The 16,832-nt window shown below is 47.4% G+C and carries 20 protein-coding genes; 11 read left to right on the top strand and 9 right to left on the bottom strand.

Annotated elements, in window-relative coordinates; translation table 11 throughout:
• Nucleotides 1–219 precede the first annotated feature (219 nt).
• On the top strand, nucleotides 220–768 hold the full coding sequence (locus tag AACQ17_RS02810; RefSeq protein ID WP_094146991.1) for a gamma carbonic anhydrase family protein: 549 nt from the start codon (nucleotides 220–222) through the stop codon (nucleotides 766–768).
• Here AACQ17_RS02810 and AACQ17_RS02805 read toward each other — a convergent pair whose 3' ends face one another.
• The 4 genes from AACQ17_RS02805 to AACQ17_RS02790 form a co-directional block, all read right to left on the bottom strand.
• A complete protein-coding gene (locus AACQ17_RS02805; protein ID WP_010319906.1) occupies nucleotides 769–1,035 on the bottom strand; it encodes a DUF1488 family protein in 267 nt (88 codons plus the stop codon).
• Nucleotides 1,036–1,037: 2 nt separating this feature from the next.
• A complete protein-coding gene (gene aroE, locus AACQ17_RS02800) occupies nucleotides 1,038–1,868 on the bottom strand; it encodes a shikimate dehydrogenase (RefSeq protein ID WP_094146992.1) in 831 nt (276 codons plus the stop codon).
• A 64-nt stretch (nucleotides 1,869–1,932) separates the two neighbouring features.
• The gene (gene hemF / locus AACQ17_RS02795) at nucleotides 1,933–2,847 is read right to left on the bottom strand and encodes an oxygen-dependent coproporphyrinogen oxidase (protein WP_010319908.1); all 915 of its coding nucleotides are present in this window, start codon (nucleotides 2,845–2,847) and stop codon (nucleotides 1,933–1,935) included.
• 20 nt (nucleotides 2,848–2,867) lie between these two features.
• A complete protein-coding gene (locus AACQ17_RS02790) occupies nucleotides 2,868–3,425 on the bottom strand; it encodes an L-threonylcarbamoyladenylate synthase (RefSeq protein ID WP_017043689.1) in 558 nt (185 codons plus the stop codon).
• A gap of 200 nt (nucleotides 3,426–3,625) precedes the next feature.
• Between AACQ17_RS02790 and purE the strand changes: the two genes are divergently transcribed.
• A complete protein-coding gene (gene purE, locus AACQ17_RS02785) occupies nucleotides 3,626–4,111 on the top strand; it encodes a 5-(carboxyamino)imidazole ribonucleotide mutase (RefSeq protein WP_010319910.1) in 486 nt (161 codons plus the stop codon).
• 4 nt (nucleotides 4,112–4,115) lie between these two features.
• A complete protein-coding gene (locus AACQ17_RS02780) occupies nucleotides 4,116–5,255 on the top strand; it encodes a 5-(carboxyamino)imidazole ribonucleotide synthase (protein ID WP_094146993.1) in 1,140 nt (379 codons plus the stop codon).
• Nucleotides 5,256–5,327: 72 nt separating this feature from the next.
• On the opposite strand, the gene AACQ17_RS02775 is transcribed toward AACQ17_RS02780, so the two are convergent.
• Genes AACQ17_RS02775 through AACQ17_RS02760 form a run of 4 tightly spaced genes read right to left on the bottom strand, consistent with a single transcriptional unit; the run spans nucleotide 5,328 to nucleotide 8,646 of the window.
• Nucleotides 5,328–5,900 carry a DNA topoisomerase family protein gene (locus tag AACQ17_RS02775; protein WP_026027556.1) on the bottom strand — a complete coding sequence of 191 codons (573 nt, stop codon included), beginning with the start codon at nucleotides 5,898–5,900 and terminating at the stop codon, nucleotides 5,328–5,330.
• A 27-nt stretch (nucleotides 5,901–5,927) separates the two neighbouring features.
• Nucleotides 5,928–6,404 (bottom strand): DUF494 family protein, encoded by a 477-nt coding sequence (locus AACQ17_RS02770; RefSeq protein WP_013855530.1) that lies wholly within the window; start codon nucleotides 6,402–6,404, stop codon nucleotides 5,928–5,930.
• Between the two features lie 2 nt (nucleotides 6,405–6,406).
• On the bottom strand, nucleotides 6,407–7,516 hold the full coding sequence (dprA, locus tag AACQ17_RS02765; RefSeq protein WP_094146994.1) for a DNA-processing protein DprA: 1,110 nt from the start codon (nucleotides 7,514–7,516) through the stop codon (nucleotides 6,407–6,409).
• Nucleotides 7,516–8,646: a LysM peptidoglycan-binding domain-containing protein gene (locus tag AACQ17_RS02760; protein WP_094146995.1), complete on the bottom strand. Its 1,131-nt coding sequence runs from the start codon at nucleotides 8,644–8,646 to the stop codon at nucleotides 7,516–7,518. Before AACQ17_RS02760 ends, dprA begins: the two co-directional genes overlap by 1 nt.
• Nucleotides 8,647–8,786: 140 nt before the next feature.
• On the opposite strand from AACQ17_RS02760, the gene def reads away from it, so the two are divergent.
• The 6 genes from def (at nucleotide 8,787) to AACQ17_RS02730 (ending at nucleotide 15,056) form a co-directional block, all read left to right on the top strand.
• Nucleotides 8,787–9,296, top strand: coding sequence for a peptide deformylase (gene def, locus AACQ17_RS02755; protein WP_038148727.1), 510 nt, complete (start codon nucleotides 8,787–8,789; stop codon nucleotides 9,294–9,296).
• A 16-nt stretch (nucleotides 9,297–9,312) separates the two neighbouring features.
• Nucleotides 9,313–10,260, top strand: a complete 948-nt coding sequence (gene fmt, locus AACQ17_RS02750) for a methionyl-tRNA formyltransferase (RefSeq protein ID WP_094146996.1) — start codon at nucleotides 9,313–9,315, stop codon at nucleotides 10,258–10,260.
• A gap of 59 nt (nucleotides 10,261–10,319) precedes the next feature.
• Nucleotides 10,320–11,600, top strand: coding sequence for a 16S rRNA (cytosine(967)-C(5))-methyltransferase RsmB (rsmB, locus tag AACQ17_RS02745; RefSeq protein WP_013855536.1), 1,281 nt, complete (start codon nucleotides 10,320–10,322; stop codon nucleotides 11,598–11,600).
• A 74-nt stretch (nucleotides 11,601–11,674) separates the two neighbouring features.
• The gene (gene trkA, locus AACQ17_RS02740; protein WP_026027554.1) at nucleotides 11,675–13,051 is read left to right on the top strand and encodes a Trk system potassium transporter TrkA; all 1,377 of its coding nucleotides are present in this window, start codon (nucleotides 11,675–11,677) and stop codon (nucleotides 13,049–13,051) included.
• Nucleotides 13,052–13,063: 12 nt separating this feature from the next.
• The gene (locus AACQ17_RS02735) at nucleotides 13,064–14,509 is read left to right on the top strand and encodes a TrkH family potassium uptake protein (RefSeq protein ID WP_017043680.1); all 1,446 of its coding nucleotides are present in this window, start codon (nucleotides 13,064–13,066) and stop codon (nucleotides 14,507–14,509) included.
• 1 nt (nucleotide 14,510) lies between these two features.
• Nucleotides 14,511–15,056: a DUF3157 family protein gene (locus AACQ17_RS02730; RefSeq protein WP_094146997.1), complete on the top strand. Its 546-nt coding sequence runs from the start codon at nucleotides 14,511–14,513 to the stop codon at nucleotides 15,054–15,056.
• Here AACQ17_RS02730 and trhA read toward each other — a convergent pair.
• The gene (trhA, locus tag AACQ17_RS02725) at nucleotides 15,053–15,712 is read right to left on the bottom strand and encodes a PAQR family membrane homeostasis protein TrhA (RefSeq protein WP_088720688.1); all 660 of its coding nucleotides are present in this window, start codon (nucleotides 15,710–15,712) and stop codon (nucleotides 15,053–15,055) included. The genes AACQ17_RS02730 and trhA overlap by 4 nt on opposite strands.
• Before the next feature lie 478 nt (nucleotides 15,713–16,190).
• Here trhA and AACQ17_RS02720 point away from each other — a divergent pair, with 478 nt between their 5' ends.
• Nucleotides 16,191–16,313 (top strand): hypothetical protein, encoded by a 123-nt coding sequence (locus tag AACQ17_RS02720; RefSeq protein WP_268877562.1) that lies wholly within the window; start codon nucleotides 16,191–16,193, stop codon nucleotides 16,311–16,313.
• A 107-nt stretch (nucleotides 16,314–16,420) separates the two neighbouring features.
• Nucleotides 16,421–16,687, top strand: a complete 267-nt coding sequence (locus tag AACQ17_RS02715; protein WP_029189868.1) for a YihD family protein — start codon at nucleotides 16,421–16,423, stop codon at nucleotides 16,685–16,687.
• Nucleotides 16,688–16,832: the final 145 nt, after the last annotated feature.

Genomic DNA, 16,832 nt, shown 5'->3' with positions numbered 1-16,832 from the left:
GATTTGACCTACTGATTGGCTGCTCGTTGGGTTTAAACCCTTACTGGCTGTGCCGTGTCAGTGAGGTCGCATTATAGAGATCGCCGTCACGTTGGCAACCCCTTTTTGCTGTTTTTTTTGATTTTCTGTTCGTTGGGATAATTTTTATTCAAAAAGAGTTGTTTTGACGCTATTTCTGTTTAATTTATCTTATGGCGTCAGTTATTAAAGGAGACGAGCATGTCATCAATTCGTAGTTATAAAGGAATATCCCCACAAATCGGACAGCGCGTCTATATAGATAGTAGCTCGGTGTTGGTTGGCGATATTGTTTTAGGCGATGATTCCAGCATATGGCCATTGGTTGCAGCCAGAGGCGATGTAAACCATATTCACATTGGCCAACGTAGCAACATTCAAGATGGCAGCGTACTGCACGTGACTCATAAAAACACCGAAAACCCGGATGGTTTTCCACTTATTATTGGCGATGACGTCACAATTGGCCATAAAGTGATGCTGCATGGTTGCGTAATCCATGATCGAGTCTTAATTGGCATGGGAGCAATTGTGCTCGATGGCGTAGTCGTTGAATCGGAGGTGATGGTTGGAGCTGGCAGTTTAGTGCCACCAAACAAGGTATTGGCCAGCGGCTATCTTTATGTAGGATCCCCAGTGAAACAGATCCGCCCGCTAACAGATAAAGAGCGAGCTTTTTTGCTTAAATCTTCCGACAACTATGTGCAGAACAAAAATGACTATCTTACGAATGTCAAAGAAAGCCATTAACTAAGCTTTAATCTCTATTTGTCCATCTAAATTGAACGCTTCATCTTCAATCAAGCTTTCAGCAAGCTCTTCAAGGTCAAATCGCCATTGTTCAAAAACTTGAATAGCTTGCTCACCGTTAGTAATCATTTCACCAGACAGATGGCTCAGTACTGACTTGTGTACCGTACACTCGAGCAGAGCTCCCGCGTGTTGAGCAGGAAAAAGTACGCTTTGGCTTGCCGAGTGCCACGTTTGTCGGTCAGGAAATAAAATCGCTTGATTCATGATTAGCCTTCTAGATTTTTTCTCAGTTCTCTCAATATTTGTCGAGAACCCGGCCTGAGTCCGCGCCATAGCATAAAGCTCTCCGCAGCTTGCCCAACCAACATCCCCAAACCATCATAAGCATGAGCGCAATGATGACTTAATGCCCACTGATTGAATGTTGTTAATCCTTTGCCATACATCATGTCATAGGCAACACTGCTCTTACTGAAGATCGTCGGAGCGATATTTGGCAATTCACCATCTAAACTAGCCGAGGTCGAGTTAATGATGAGGTCAAAATGCTGATTAATCTCTTCCAGCGCGATTGCTTTTACCGCGCCAAAGGGACTAAAAAGCGTGGCGAGCTGCTCGGCTTTTGCAAAGGTGCGGTTGGTAATCACGATACTTGTAGGGTGCTGATCGAGTAAGGGCTTAATCACGCCGCGCGCCGCGCCGCCAGCACCAATCACTAAAATGGAAGCGTCTCGTAGTGGCACTTGGTACTGAAGCAGATCTTGAACCAGCCCTTCACCATCAGTGTTATCACCGATGATTTCGCCATCATCTAATTTTTTCAGTGTATTGACCGCGCCTGCAAGTTGAGCTCGCTCGGTTAATCGATCCGCAAACTGATACGCTTCTTCTTTAAAAGGCACGGTAATGTTGCACCCTCGGCCACCGGAGACAAAAAAGGTTTCAGCCGCTTGTTTAAAGCCATCTAGAGCCGCGAGTTGAGCGGTATAGTGCATTTCCTGACTGGTTTGCCGTGCAAAAAGTGTGTGGATCATCGGCGACTTACTGTGCCCAATCGGATTACCAAATACTGCATATTGATCAATGTGCTGAGCCATATCCTTGCCTCTCGATAATTAACAGGGCCACCTCGGCGCCCCTATCATTGAAAATGTACCGCTGTCACCACTCCCTCGGCAGCAAGAAGGTGTTTAATTTCGCCTCTGCGCTGCCCTCTTCCGCTTGATAACGATATTGCCAACGAGCTAATGGCGGCATCGACATTAAAATCGATTCCGTTCGACCGCCACTTTGCAAACCAAACAATGTGCCGCGATCATACACTAAGTTGAACTCTACATAGCGACCACGGCGATAAAGTTGAAACTGGCGCTCTCTGTCACCGTACTCCATCGCTTGGCGACGTTCAACAATCGGCAAATACGCAGCGGTGTATCCTTTACCGACAGCTTGCATATAAGCAAAACAGCGCTCAAATCCCCAAGCGTTTAAATCATCGAAAAATAGGCCACCAATACCGCGCGTTTCATTGCGATGAGGGAGGAAGAAATACTCATCGCACCACGATTTATGTTCGGCATACACTTTTTCACCAAAAGGAACACACAGTGCTTTCGCCGTGGCATGCCATGATTGAGCATCTTCTTCGAACGGATAGAAAGGCGTTAAGTCAAATCCTCCGCCAAACCACCAGATAGGATCTTCGCCTTCTTTTTCAGCGATGAAGAAACGAACATTGGCATGAGAAGTTGGAACATAGGGATTGTTTGGATGCATCACCAAAGAAACCCCCATCGCCTCAAAATGACGCCCAGCTAATTCAGGGCGATGCGCGGTCGCTGAAGCGGGCATTTGCTGCCCTTGCACATGTGAGAAATTCACGCCGCCTTGTTCAAAAACACGGCCTTCTTTCATCACTCGAGTTCGCCCACCGCCTCCCAAACGCTCACTCGGTTCGCGATGCCATGCATCTTCTTCAAACAGTGCTTGGCCATCCGCTTGTTCAAGTTGCTGGCAAATGGAGTCTTGCAGCTCAAGCAAAAATTGTTTGACGGCTTGCTTATCAATGGTTGGCATCGCTTGCTTCCTTAGCAGGGTTAACCCTGTCTTAATACTTGTGAGGTTTTCGCGTCACGAATTTCACTGGGCTTATTTCGACCACCGGTTTGACCATCTAAAATCGCAACCAGTTGCTCACCCAGTTGCGATTCAACTTCTTCCGTTGTCAGGCAAGGTGCAAGACCACTTAAATTCGCACTGGTCGAGGTTAATGGTTTTCCAAACGCATTGCATAGCTTTTGCACTAAAGGATGATCTGTCACACGTACAGCTATCGAATCAAATTGTCCACTCACCCAAGTAGAGACTTTATCACTGGTCGGCATTATCCATGTCACAGGGCCAGGCCAAGTGGCATGTACTCGTGCGAGCTGCTCTGATGTCAACTGGCTCTCATCAATATAAGGAAGCAATTGTTCGTAAGAGGCCGCAATTAAAATCAACCCCTTTTCCACAGGACGCTGCTTGAGCGCTAAGAGCTTCTGAATGGCTTGCGGGTTATCTGGGTCACACCCAACCCCAAACACGCCTTCCGTTGGGTAGGCAATTACTTCACCGTCACGTAGAGCCTGCAAAGTGTGTTCAAAGTTATTCACAAAAACGGTCCATCGGTTTCTTTAATACAGTGCGGCTAAGTGTACAAACTTCGTTGAAAACTGGCTAAAGCTATTTGTTTATAAAATGTATCAATTGCACAATTAAGCTGACGCAAACGTTTTCCTAAGGAAAAAATACTCGTATAATGCGCGCAAATTATCCCGCTCACCCCATTTTTAGAAGTATTAAGGAGTTTGAGATGAAAGTCGGAATTATCATGGGTTCAAAATCCGATTGGCCCACAATGAAGCTAGCTGCTGACATGTTGGATCAATTTGGTGTGGCATACGAAACCAAAGTTGTCTCTGCTCACCGCACACCTCAACTTCTTGCCGATTACGCCACCAGCGCAAGAGAACGCGGCCTTAAAGTCATCATAGCAGGCGCAGGCGGAGCCGCACACCTGCCGGGCATGACGGCAGCGTTTACTAGCTTGCCGGTACTTGGCGTTCCCGTTCAGTCAAAGGCACTCAAAGGGATGGACTCTTTACTCTCGATTGTGCAAATGCCAAAAGGGATTGCGGTGGGCACCTTAGCTATTGGAGAAGCAGGCGCGGCAAATGCTGGGCTGCTTGCCGCGCAAATCATCGGCACCAGTGATGAGGCCGTCATGGCAAAAGTGGAAGCATTTCGTTTAGCACAAACTGAAGCGGTGTTGAGCCACCCTAACCCTGCAGAGGATTGATACTATGCACGTTTTAGTCTTGGGCGCTGGGCAACTGGCACGCATGATGGCGTTGGCTGGCGCTCCTCTGAACATTCAAATCTCCGCTTTTGATGTGGGCAGCGGTAACATCGTCCATCCTTTGACATTACACATCACTGGTCATGGTTTAGACAATGCGATCAAACAAGCGGATGTCATTACCGCTGAATTTGAGCATATTCCCCATGAAATCCTCACTGTTTGTGAGCAAAGTGGTAAGTTTCTTCCTAGCGTCGAAGCCATTAAAGCCGGAGGCGATCGCCGTCTTGAAAAAGCGCTACTCGATGAAGCCAACGCAAAAAATGCCCAATACTTTGTGATTAATACTCGTGAAGATTTAGATGCCGCGATAACCAACATCGGCCTGCCCATGGTTCTAAAAAGTGCACTTGGTGGCTATGACGGAAAGGGTCAATGGCGTTTAAAAGAAGCTTCACAAGCAGAGCTCATTTGGCCAGAAATGGAAGCCTGTATCCAAGCTACTCCGACTCAAGCGATAGTGGCAGAGCAGTTTGTTCCCTTTGATCGTGAAGTCTCGTTAGTCGGCGCGCGTGCCAAAGATGGCAGCATCGCGGTTTACCCGCTGGCAGAAAATGTGCACATTAACGGTGTACTGAGTTTATCAACGGCGATAGATGACCCAGCCTTGCAAGAGCAAGCACTGTCGATGTTTACCTCGGTTGCCGCTCGTCTCAATTATGTCGGTGTGCTAGCGCTCGAGTTTTTTGATGTGCAGGGAACATTGTTGGTGAATGAAATTGCACCACGAGTCCATAACTCTGGTCACTGGACACAGCAAGGCGCAGAAACCTGTCAATTTGAGAATCACCTTCGCGCAGTATGTGGCTTACCTTTAGGCAGCACGAAGTTACTTCGCCCAACCGCGATGATTAATATTTTGGGTGAGGACAATTTACCAGAAGCCGTGATGGCGATTGAAGGCTGCCACATTCATTGGTATGGCAAAGAGAAACGTGCTGGGCGCAAAATGGGCCATATTAATGTCAGTGCAGATTACAACGCGCAGTTGCAACGAACGCTCTGTCGCTTGGCTGAAGTACTTGATGCGACAACGTATCCAGCCTTGCACCATTTTGTTCAAGCGCTCAAACCGACTCTCTAAAATAAATCTAATTGACGATAAATACGGATAAAAAATGGCACGTTCAATGTGCCATTTTCATATGCCGTCACTTTACTCTGTGGCGGATTGAATATGACCACATTTTCGATCAGCACATTGCAGCTTGATACCACTGGCGAGTTTTTTCTCTATCAATAATCCGAACCCACATTTTTCGCATTTACCGGCAACAGGTTGCTGATTAACGGCAAACTTGCATTTAGGGTAATTATCGCAAGCATTAAAAGTTTTACCATGGCGCGTTTTTCGCTCCACTAAATGGCCTTTCAAACATTCAGGGCAAAGCTGTTTTGACTGAGGAACATTGTCTGCAGGGGAATCTGTATCTTGGATATGGTGGCAATGCGGATAATGGCTACACCCAATAAACATGCCATAACGACCTTGGCGTAACACTAATTCATGGCCACACTCTGGGCATGGCACACCCAACTCCTTAACGATATGACCATCATTTTGCTGCAGCGGTTTAATATAATCACAATTGGGATAATGGTTACAGCCTAAAAACAGCCCATGCTTACCCTGACGAAGCTGTAATTGGCCACCACATTGCGGACAAGGCTCATGCTGCAGCGCTTGTCCATGCGCTGAAAAAAGGGGGGACTCGGTTTTACGACTCATAATGCTCAACTAAACGAACGGCTGCAATCAATGCAAAATACCTTGATCTTTGGTGTATAGCAGCTCTTCCATAAGCGTGTAAGCATTTTCATTTCCCGGTACATTAAATAGCACCATCAAAATGATCCACTTTAAGTCATCCAATTCAAATTCATTGGTTTCTAAACCCATCACTCGATCAATCACCATTTCACGAATTTCAGGAGTTAATACTTTCACTTGTTCAAGGAACAATAAAAAACCTCGGCTTTCAAGATCCAGCCTGTCCATCTCTTGTGCTGTGTACATCCGCATCGAAGTCGCAGCACTGGTTGCCATCGCTGAATGAGCATCGGTTTGTTGCAATGCCGCAAGCTCTTCTAACCAATTCAGGGCCTTATAGATATCTTTCTGGTGAAAACCGGCTCGAAGCAATTCATCTTCAAGCTCATCTTGATCGACTTGCAAATCTACATCGCTATGGACGTAGGTTTCAAATAGATACATCAATATATCCATCATCATAGCTAACCCTTCCCCTTACGAATATAGCCGCCAGAAACGGCAACAACATGACCTGAAAGCTCAAGTTCTAAAAGCTGCATCATGACTTCATGGACAGGTATATGGGTCCTGCTCGCAAGAATATCAACAGGCGTAGCCTCTACTCCTACGTTAGCTAACAGTTCAGCAAATGGCAATTGCTGATCGCTCTGTGCAGAAAATAAATCAGGTTGAGGCTGCTTTTGGCGCAATGACCAGTCTACTAAGGTGCCGATTTCAGATAATACTTGTTCACTGTTTTGCACCAAGCACGCCCCACAACGAATAAGTTGATTACTACCGTGGCAATTTGGGTTAGCAATGGAGCCCGGAATAACAAACACATCTCGCCCTTGCTCAGCCGCATAGCGCGCCGTGATCAACGAGCCACTTTTCTCCGCCGCTTCCACCACTAAAACACCAACCGCTAACCCGCTGATAATGCGATTTCGCCGCGGAAAGTTATCTGGCCTTGGTTTGGCTTTGGGACGAAATTCCGAGACTAATGCTCCGCTTTCCATCACCCGTTGCGCTAATTTTTTATGTCGCGCTGGGTAAATAGATTCAAGGCCCGAACCGAGCACGGCTATCGTCTCACCACCCGCTTGCAACGCACCGTCATGAGCATGTCCATCAATACCTAATGCCAAACCACTGGTGACAAGTAAGCCCTGTTGCACAAATTCTCGCGCAAACTGATGAGCAACTCGTTGGCCATCAGGGCTCGCATTACGACTGCCGACGATCGCCATTTGCGGATCAGAGAGTGCTGTTATTCGTCCTTTGACAAATAAAACCGGAGGTGCGGTAGCAATTTCTTTTAGTAACGAAGGGTAACCATCGCAAAATGGAGTAAGGATGTGATGAGACTCATTAGCTTGCTGCCAACTTAAACATTCTTCAACTTCTTGAGGGGCCGTCTCGCGCAGATAACGGATTTGATCTTGAACTAGACCCAACGCGGCTAACTCCCGCTCGGAATAGTCAATTAAATGAGCAAGAGAAGCGACGCTAGCAAGACGAGAAAGTTTCTTGCCACCCAATTTTGGCACAAAGCTGAATGCTAGCCACGCCGCTAATTCGTTCTGCTCCATCAGCTTGCAGTATCATCCTTAACCATCGAATCCGTATCGGCTTGTTCATTTAACTCGATTGTTAGCTCTGGTTTGAGCGGCGAAACCGCGATTACACTTTTACCAATCGGCACGCGACTATCGGTAATCAAAGCCAAGCTAAAATATTCATAAGGTCGAATGACCATCAAACTGCCCACCAAGCTGCTTGGTAATTGCAGGGTTTCATCAAGGTTCTGTTGGTGCTGTCCTTTTTTTCCAGACACTTTAGAACCGGCTTGAATCAAATCAAACATCGTCCCTTGACGCAGTTGATCTGCAAGGCCTTTATCGATCACAACTACCTGATTCTGCGCCGAATACTCACTACCCTCCAACGATCCTAGGATATGCGTTTCAGCTTGTAGTCGCGATGGCGATGGGAAAAAAGTAGTTGAAAGCGTTAAGGTTTCGACGCCCACTTCAGGCAGGGCAATATCATTGACTCTTATCTCTTGTTGCTGTGCGGTGATGATTAGCCCGCTAAAAGCCTCATCGGCGGAGACCAATTCACCAGTAGCAATCAAACGCAAAGCAACCATGGTTTTATTTTTCGCGGCGGCATCATGACGAGAAAACTCAGCGATTTCACGATAAATACCCCATTTGGGGTGAGTCTGTTGCCCGCTTATGTAGAGCGTATCTTGCGCCGTCAGGTATTGTTTACCGTCGCTGGCACCGAGCACACGCTGGCTTTCTTGTAATGTTTGCTTATCCAGTAAGCGATCCGTATGCAGATACGGCAACACTAATCCCTCTTGCACCGTCGGAACCGCTTTTTTCTCAAGCACACGCACTTTCGGACTCAACTTGACCATAGGTTTTAAACTCAACACCGGCTGTCCGTTACGCCAGACTAAGGTCAGCTTATCGCCGGGATAAATCAAATGCGGGTTATCGATCTCTGGGTTAATTTGCCATAAACGTGGCCACAACCACGGGTTATCAAGATAGAGCGCAGAAATATCCCACAAGGTATCTCCTTTGACGACCGTGTATGTCTGCGGGGCATTTGCTTTGACGGTGAGCGCCATATCCTCCGCCGCCAACGCATTAACGACCAATGACAACGGTAAAAACACACACACTAAATAACGAATAAATCGTGACATGACCTCTGTTCCTTGGCCGAAATAAGTAAGGATGAATCAGATTATTAACATTTGGATGCTGTCATTTGGGTCATAAAATGTCTAGAATTGAGCCAACAAGCTTTAAGCTGTTTCGGCACAGTTCAATATTTCGAGTGTATATGTCTGTATTACAAGTATTAACATTCCCAGATGATCGTCTTCGTACCGTGGCAAAACCGGTAGAGAAAGTGACACCTGAGATCCAAAAAATCGTCGATGACATGATTGAGACTATGTACGACGAGGACGGTATCGGCCTTGCCGCAACGCAAGTCGATATTCACCAACGCATCGTTGTGATCGATATTTCAGAGAGTCGCGACCAGCCAATGGTTCTGATTAACCCTGAAATCTTAGAGAAACGCGGTGAAGATGGCATTGAAGAAGGCTGTCTGTCGGTCCCGGGCTCACGCGCCCTTGTTCCTCGCGCAGCAGAAGTCACAGTCAAAGCGTTAGATCGTGATGGCAACGAATTCTCATTTGAAGCGGATGACCTTTTAGCCATTTGTGTTCAACACGAGCTTGATCACTTACAAGGCAAACTGTTTGTGGATTACCTTTCGCCATTAAAGCGTAAGCGTATTAGAGATAAGCTAGAGAAAATCAAACGCTATAACGAAAAAAACTAACTTAAGTGAGGTTACCTTGAGCCAATCATTACGCATTGTGTTTGCAGGTACTCCGGACTTCGCCGCCCGTCATTTGGCGGCGTTGTTGTCTTCGGAGCATGAGGTTATCGCGGTGTACACTAAACCAGATAGCCCGGCAGGGCGCGGTAAAAAACTGACCGCCAGCCCAGTGAAACAGATGGCCGTTGAGCACAATATTGCTGTGTATCAACCAGAGAACTTTAAGAGCGACGAAGCCAAGCAAGCGCTCGCCGATCTCAACGCAGATTTAATGGTAGTGGTCGCCTACGGATTACTGCTACCGAAGGCCGTACTTGATATGCCAAGGCTTGGCTGTATTAACGTACACGGTTCCATTCTGCCACGGTGGCGTGGTGCCGCACCGATCCAACGCTCGATCTGGGCGGGAGACAGTGAAACGGGTGTAACCATCATGCAAATGGATGTCGGCCTAGATACGGGCGATATGCTCAAAATTGCTAAGCTGCCGATTGAGGCAACAGACACCAGCGCTTCTATGTATGGCAAACTGGCCGAGCTAGGCCCACAAGCGTTGGTAGAATGCATCGCCGATATCGCCAGTGGCAAAGCGATTGCCACTCAACAAGATGATACATTGGCTAACTACGCACAAAAACTTAGCAAAGAAGAAGCCAAAATCGATTGGTCAGCGGATGCCGCTTTTATTGAACGCTGCGTGCGTGCTTTTAATCCATGGCCAATGAGCCATTTTTATGTGGCTGAGAACAGCATTAAAGTGTGGCAAAGTCGCGTTGAAGCACAAACCAGCGACCACCCTGCAGGCACGATTGTTCAAGCCGATAAATCGGGTATTTATGTGGCAACCGGCAACGGCTTACTGGTGCTTGAGCAGTTGCAAGTGCCCGGCAAAAAAGCGATGTCAGTGCAAGACATTCTCAATTCGCGCGCAAGCTGGTTTGAAGTCGGCACACAGCTTAGCTAAACCTTAACGAGGGCAGAGATGCCCTCATTGATTTTCATTTATTTAAAATCGGTACTTCTATGAATGTTCGCGCAGCTGCGGCTAACGTGTTGTTTCAAGTGGTTGATAAAGGCCACTCACTTTCTCACGCACTTCCTGCGGCGCAAAAAACTATCCGCCCAAGAGACCACGCTCTGTTGCAAGAGATCTGCTACGGGGCTTTGCGTTATTTGCCTCGTTTGGAATCAATTGCCAATGAGCTAATGGACAACCCACTGAAAGGGAAAAAGCGGGTTTTTCACCATCTTATTTTAGTTGGTATCTACCAATTGAGCTTTATGCGCATTCCCGCTCACGCCGCAGTAGCCGAGACGGTTGAAGGCACCAAAACATTGCGCGGTGAAAATTTAGGTGGGCTAATCAACGCCGTATTGCGCAGCTACTTGCGCGATCAAGAAGCACTGGACGCTATCGCCGTTAGCCACAACGCAGGCAAATATGGCCACCCAAGTTGGCTACTTAAACTCTTACAACAAGCGTACCCAGAACAGTGGGAAACGGTTGTGCAAGCGAACAATCAAAAAGCGCCAATGTGGTTGCGCGTCAACCGTCAGCACCACACTCGTGATGAATATCTTGCACTATTAGCTAGCGAAAATATCGAGTGCAGCGTGCACTCTCACGCCACTGACGCAATAAAACTCGCTGTACCTTGCGATGTAACGCTTTTACCCGGTTTTGATCGTGGTTGGGTATCGGTGCAAGATGCCGCTGCGCAGCTAGCGATTGACTACCTTCAACCTAAAGCTGGCGAGCTGATTTTAGATTGCTGCGCCGCCCCCGGGGGTAAAACCGCGCACATCCTGGAGCACACACACGATACTGAAGTGGTTGCGATTGACAGCGATGCAACCCGCCTTGAGCGCGTCTATGACAACTTAGAACGCCTGCAACTTCGCGCTGATGTGATCTGCGGTGATGCTCGTTACCCTGAAGAGTGGTGGCATGGCGAACAGTTTGACCGAATTTTATTAGATGCACCTTGCTCCGCTACTGGGGTTATTCGCCGTCATCCAGACATCAAATGGCTACGTCGTGGTAGCGATATTGAGGCATTGGCTCAATTACAAAGCGAAATACTGGACGCAATGTGGAAGCAATTAAAAGTCGGTGGCACTATGGTTTACGCAACCTGCTCGATCACTCCACAAGAAAACAGCTTGCAGGTCAAAGCCTTCTTAGAACGAACTCATAACGCTCAATTAGTGGGTTCCGATCGTGAGCAGCCGGGGCGTCAGATACTCCCCGGAGAAGAAGATATGGACGGTTTTTACTACGCAGTATTAACCAAACAAGCGTAAATTCGACGCACATTGGCAGCATTATTGCTGCCTTTTCAGTGGCCGATATTCGGCAGGTAGAAAGAGAACAGAGTATGAAAATCATTATTCTTGGTGCAGGTCAGGTCGGTGGCACACTGGCCGAAAACTTGGTCGGCGAGAACAATGACATCACCATTGTCGACAAAAATAGTGACCGCTTGCGCGAGCTGCAAGACAAGTACGATTTGCGGGTGATTCATGGCCACGCCAGCCACCCTGATGTACTGCGTGAAGCGGGCGCACAGGACGCGGACATGCTGGTTGCGGTCACTAATACCGACGAAACCAACATGGCGGCATGCCAGGTGGCGTTCTCTTTGTTTAATACGCCCAACCGAATTGCGCGTATTCGTTCTCCTGAATATCTGCTTGAAAAAGAGACTTTGTTTCAGTCAGGCGCGATCCCGGTGGATCACCTCATCGCTCCTGAAGAGCTAGTGACGAGCTATATTGAACGGTTGATCCAATACCCCGGCGCACTGCAAGTAGTGAGTTTTGCCGAAGAAAAAGTAAGTCTAGTGGCCGTGAAAGCCTACTACGGCGGGCCATTGGTGGGTAATGCTCTTTCAGCGCTACGTGAACACATGCCGCACATTGATACCCGCGTCGCGGCCATTTTCCGCCAAGGTCGGCCGATTCGCCCGCAAGGCACCACCATTATTGAAGCTGACGATGAAGTGTTCTTCGTGGCAGCCAGTAATCATATTCGCTCGGTCATGAGTGAGCTACAGCGGCTGGAAAAAACCTATCGTCGTATCATGATTGTTGGCGGGGGTAACATTGGGGCAAGCTTAGCCAAACGTTTAGAGCACAGCTACAGCGTTAAACTGATTGAGCGTAATTACCCACGTGCAGAGCAGTTATCGGAAGAGTTAGAAAACACCATAGTATTTTGTGGTGATGCGGCGGACCAAGAGCTGCTAGCCGAAGAGAACATCGACCAAGTCGATGTATTTATTGCACTCACCAACGAAGATGAAACCAACATCATGTCCGCCATGCTCGCCAAGCGTATGGGCGCGAAAAAAGTGATGGTACTTATCCAGCGTGGCGCGTATGTCGACCTCGTACAAGGCGGCGTGATTGATGTCGCGATTTCACCCCAACAAGCCACCATTTCCGCACTGCTGACTCACGTACGTCGTGCCGATATCGTTAACGTCTCTTCGCTACGACGTGGCGCGGCAGAGGCGATTGAGGCAATTGCACATGGCGACCAAAACACCTCTAAAGTGGTGGGACGCGCAGTGGGTGATATTAAACTGCCACCGGGCACAACCATTGGCGCGATTGTGCGTGGTGAAGAAGTGTTAATCGCCCATGACCGCACTATTATCGAGCAAGATGATCACGTGGTGATGTTCTTAGTGGATAAAAAGTACGTGCCCGATGTGGAAGCCTTGTTCCAACCTAGCCCATTTTTCCTATAGGTCATTGGCGTCATGCTGAATTTACGCCCCATTTCATTCGTTATAGGACTCGTGCTATCTAAGCTCGCCCTATTTATGTATGTGCCGACACTGGTCGCTTTTTTTACCGGTACGGGTGGCTTCCTTGATTTTGCTCAAGCGGTCATCATCACTCATATTGTCGCCTTTATCTGCTTAAGCTTGGGGCGTACCGCGCACTTTAAGCTCAGCGTGCGCGATATGTTTCTCATCACCAGCTTAGTGTGGACGGTTGCCAGCGCTTTCGCAGCGCTCCCTTTCGTCTTTATCAACCACATCAGCTTTACCGACGCCTACTTTGAAACCATGTCAGGGTTAACCACTACCGGTTCAACCGTGCTCAGTGGCCTTGATAATATGCCGCCCAGCATCTTGTTGTGGCGTTCTATTCTGCAATGGCTTGGTGGGGTTGGGTTTATCGTAATGGCGGTAGCGGTATTACCAATGCTCAATGTGGGTGGGATGAAATTGTTCCAAACCGAATCGTCTGATTGGTCCGATAAAAGTAGCCCACGCGCCAAAACTGTCGCGAAAAATATTGTGCTGGTCTATTTGGTACTGACCTTACTGTGCTTGATTGGCTATATCCTCACTGGCATGACGCTTTTTGAAGCGATCAACCACTCATTTACCACCTTGTCGACTGGTGGATATTCCACCTCCGACGGTTCGATGAACCACTTCTCAAACGGTGCACATTGGGTAGCAACGCTGTTTATGTTTTTGGGGGGCTTGCCCTTTCTACTGTTTGTCGCTGCGGCCCGAAAACAAAATATCAAAGTGATCATAAAAGACGCACAAGTTCGCGGATTTGCTTATCTTTTCCTAATTGCCAGTCTCATCATTGCGTTGTGGCTGAATCTCAAACTAGGCTACTACTGGTTGGACGCCCTGCGAGTGGCGATGTTTAATATCGTTTCAGTGGTCACGACTACTGGTTTTGGTTTGGAAGATTTCACCGCTTGGGGCGCACTGCCAAGCACGCTGTTCATCTTCTTAATGGCAGCAGGAGCTTGTTCCGGCTCAACCTCTGGTGGGATTAAAGTGTTCCGCTTCCAAATTGCGATGACGCTGCTCAATAAACAAATTATGAAGTTGGTCCATCCATCAGGCATCTTCGTACAGCGCTATAATCATCGTCCGGTTAATGATGATATTGTCCGCTCAGTCGTCGCTTTTGGTTTAACCTTTTTTATCACTGTCATTGCTATCGCAGGCGCGCTCAGTGCAATGGGCCTTGATCCTGTCACCAGCATTTCAGGTTCCATCACCGCAGTGGCCAACGTTGGTCCCGGAATGGGCTCGGTGATTGGCCCGACGGGCAACTTCGCACCACTGCCTGACGCAGCAAAGTGGGTTCTGAGCTTAGGGATGTTGATGGGGCGTTTAGAAATTTTGACGATTATCGTTCTGTTTTTCCCTGCCTTTTGGCGACGTTAAGATGAAGACAATACCTGTGATAATGATGCTGTTAAGCATGACAGCAAGCGCAGTATCTTGCGCGCAAGTTCTGACCTTAGAAGATGGCCGCCAAGTGAAACTCAATGATGATTTCACATGGCAATATGTTGAACCGCTATCAATGTCGCCGGAAACCGTCATTCACGCGGCCCCTATTGCTCAAAAAGCCCGAGCAACCACCTTTGAGATGGGGAGTGAAAAACCGATTTTACAACTGTCGGATTCTGGAGTGGAAGTGGTACTCGGCGCGGCTTACTACCAAGGAGATACACTCGTTATCCCAACAGCCATCACCAATCAAAGCTCGCAATCTGTCATTGCGGTAGTGCTCAGAATTACTCTTTATGACGAGCAAGGTCAACCATTGTTCACTCAGCAGTTACCCATTTGGCAATCCATTAAACGGATGGCTGATAGCTATTTACGCCCACAAACTCAAGCGCAAGGAAAGCCGCTTACCCTTCAGGTTGATCGCCAGCAAGGCTATCAAATTTCGGCCAACATTGAGCGGGTTGAGATGCGTTAAGCACTTACTGGGTGGACAAAAAGGTAAACCGCAAAAAAGTGACAAGCACTGCCACCTAGCACGAATAAATGCCAAATCGCATGGTTATAGGGAATGCGTTTCGCTACATAAAAAATTACCCCGAGCGAATAAACCAAACCACCAACAGCAAGTAGCACCAAACCACCGACCTCGATATTGAGGGCCAGTTGGTAGATCACAACCAAGGATAACCACCCCATCGCCAAATAAGTCACTAGTGAGAACTTTTTAAAACGGTAGACAAAGGCAATTTTCATGATGATACCGAGCAGCGCCAGCAGCCAGATCACCACCATAAGACCTATCGCCAAAGGAGTGCGAAGGCTAACCAACAAAAAGGGTGTGTAACTTCCGGCAATCAGTAAATAAATGGCACAGTGGTCGAACGTTTTTAGCCAGCGTTTGGCTTTCGGTGTCGCAACGGAGTGATACAGCGTTGAAGCAAGGAATAACGCTATCATGCTGCCACCATAGAGACTCATGCTGATATAAGTCAATGCATCGGCCTGCGCACTTGTTGCCTTGATCAGCAGCAAGACTAAACCAACAAAACTAAGCAATAGCCCCAAACCATGACTCAGCGCATTCGCCCGTTCTTCACCAGCACCATAGCCGTCATTGTCAACAGCAGACATAAACACCATACCAAAAGCAACAAAATGTGGGCTTAGTATTGCACACTTCAGCTTACAGTTGTAAGCCTAAATGCGAATTTCGTAACGAACGGGTATCAAGGAGAGCGATAAATCGCGAGTTTTTTGTAAACGACATAGGTACCCCCTATTTAACAAAACGCGATGTAATGCCGATCAGATGACAAACTCAACCAAGCATCTCACACAATTTTAAGCTTTATTTGCAAGAATATTCATCTCAACAATCGTTCAACTATCGATCAATTCAAAACTTGGTGCTAATCTAACTACGATATGAAAGCATATCGTTATTCCTGAATCATTATTTGGATTGGCGAGAGCCAGAAGAGCCACCCTTCAATTATGAAGCTCAACTCATGGTGATTCAGGCCATTAGATTGGCAATGGATGTGCCTGACCGTTAGGTTAATGAATGCGCCCAACAGCTGTCAGGTTTTCGCACACAAACCGTAGTGCAATGCGTCGTCGTAGTGGTTTTGCTGCTGCTCCGACTGCAAAAAAAGTCGCTCCAGCAATGACTTTAGTTGAAAAAAATGCCCTTACTGCATCGAGCACAACTAATGTTGTTCAGGCAGCATAATTAAAAAGCGCAGCTAAACCCTGCGCTTTTTCTTTGCGCTCAATTGGACTTCAATCCGCAATTTGATACCTTTACTCAAAATACTTATAAAAATTGGGGAAAAGAGAATGCAATGTCATCGAATTGAAGAGCTAATTGAACTACTTGCGCCTGAATGGCAAAAAGATCAGCAGCTCAACTTAATGCAATTCATCACCAAACTGGCTCAAGAAGCGGGTTATAAAGGACCTTTAGAAGCGCTTACAGATGATGTATTGATCTACCATCTAAAAATGCGCAACAGCGCCAAAGACGAAATGATTCCTGGCCTGAAGAAAGATCAGGAAGATGATTTTAAAACAGCCATTTTACGCGCGCGTGGCATCATAAAATGATGTAGCCCCTGTGATAGTGATCAAGATAGCGGCCTTATTAGGTCGCTTTTTTATTATTAGCGATAAGCCTCACGAGTTGAGGCTTTATTGTTAAAGGTTGATAGTGTTAAAGAAATAAAATTGTTATTGGCGTTATACTTGCCGC

Source organism: Vibrio sp. V10_P2A27P122 (assembly GCF_963874335.1).
Classification (GTDB): domain Bacteria; phylum Pseudomonadota; class Gammaproteobacteria; order Enterobacterales; family Vibrionaceae; genus Vibrio; species Vibrio anguillarum.
The sequence above is the reverse complement of the archived record's forward strand: the minus strand, read 5'-3'. Positions and strand labels throughout refer to the sequence as shown.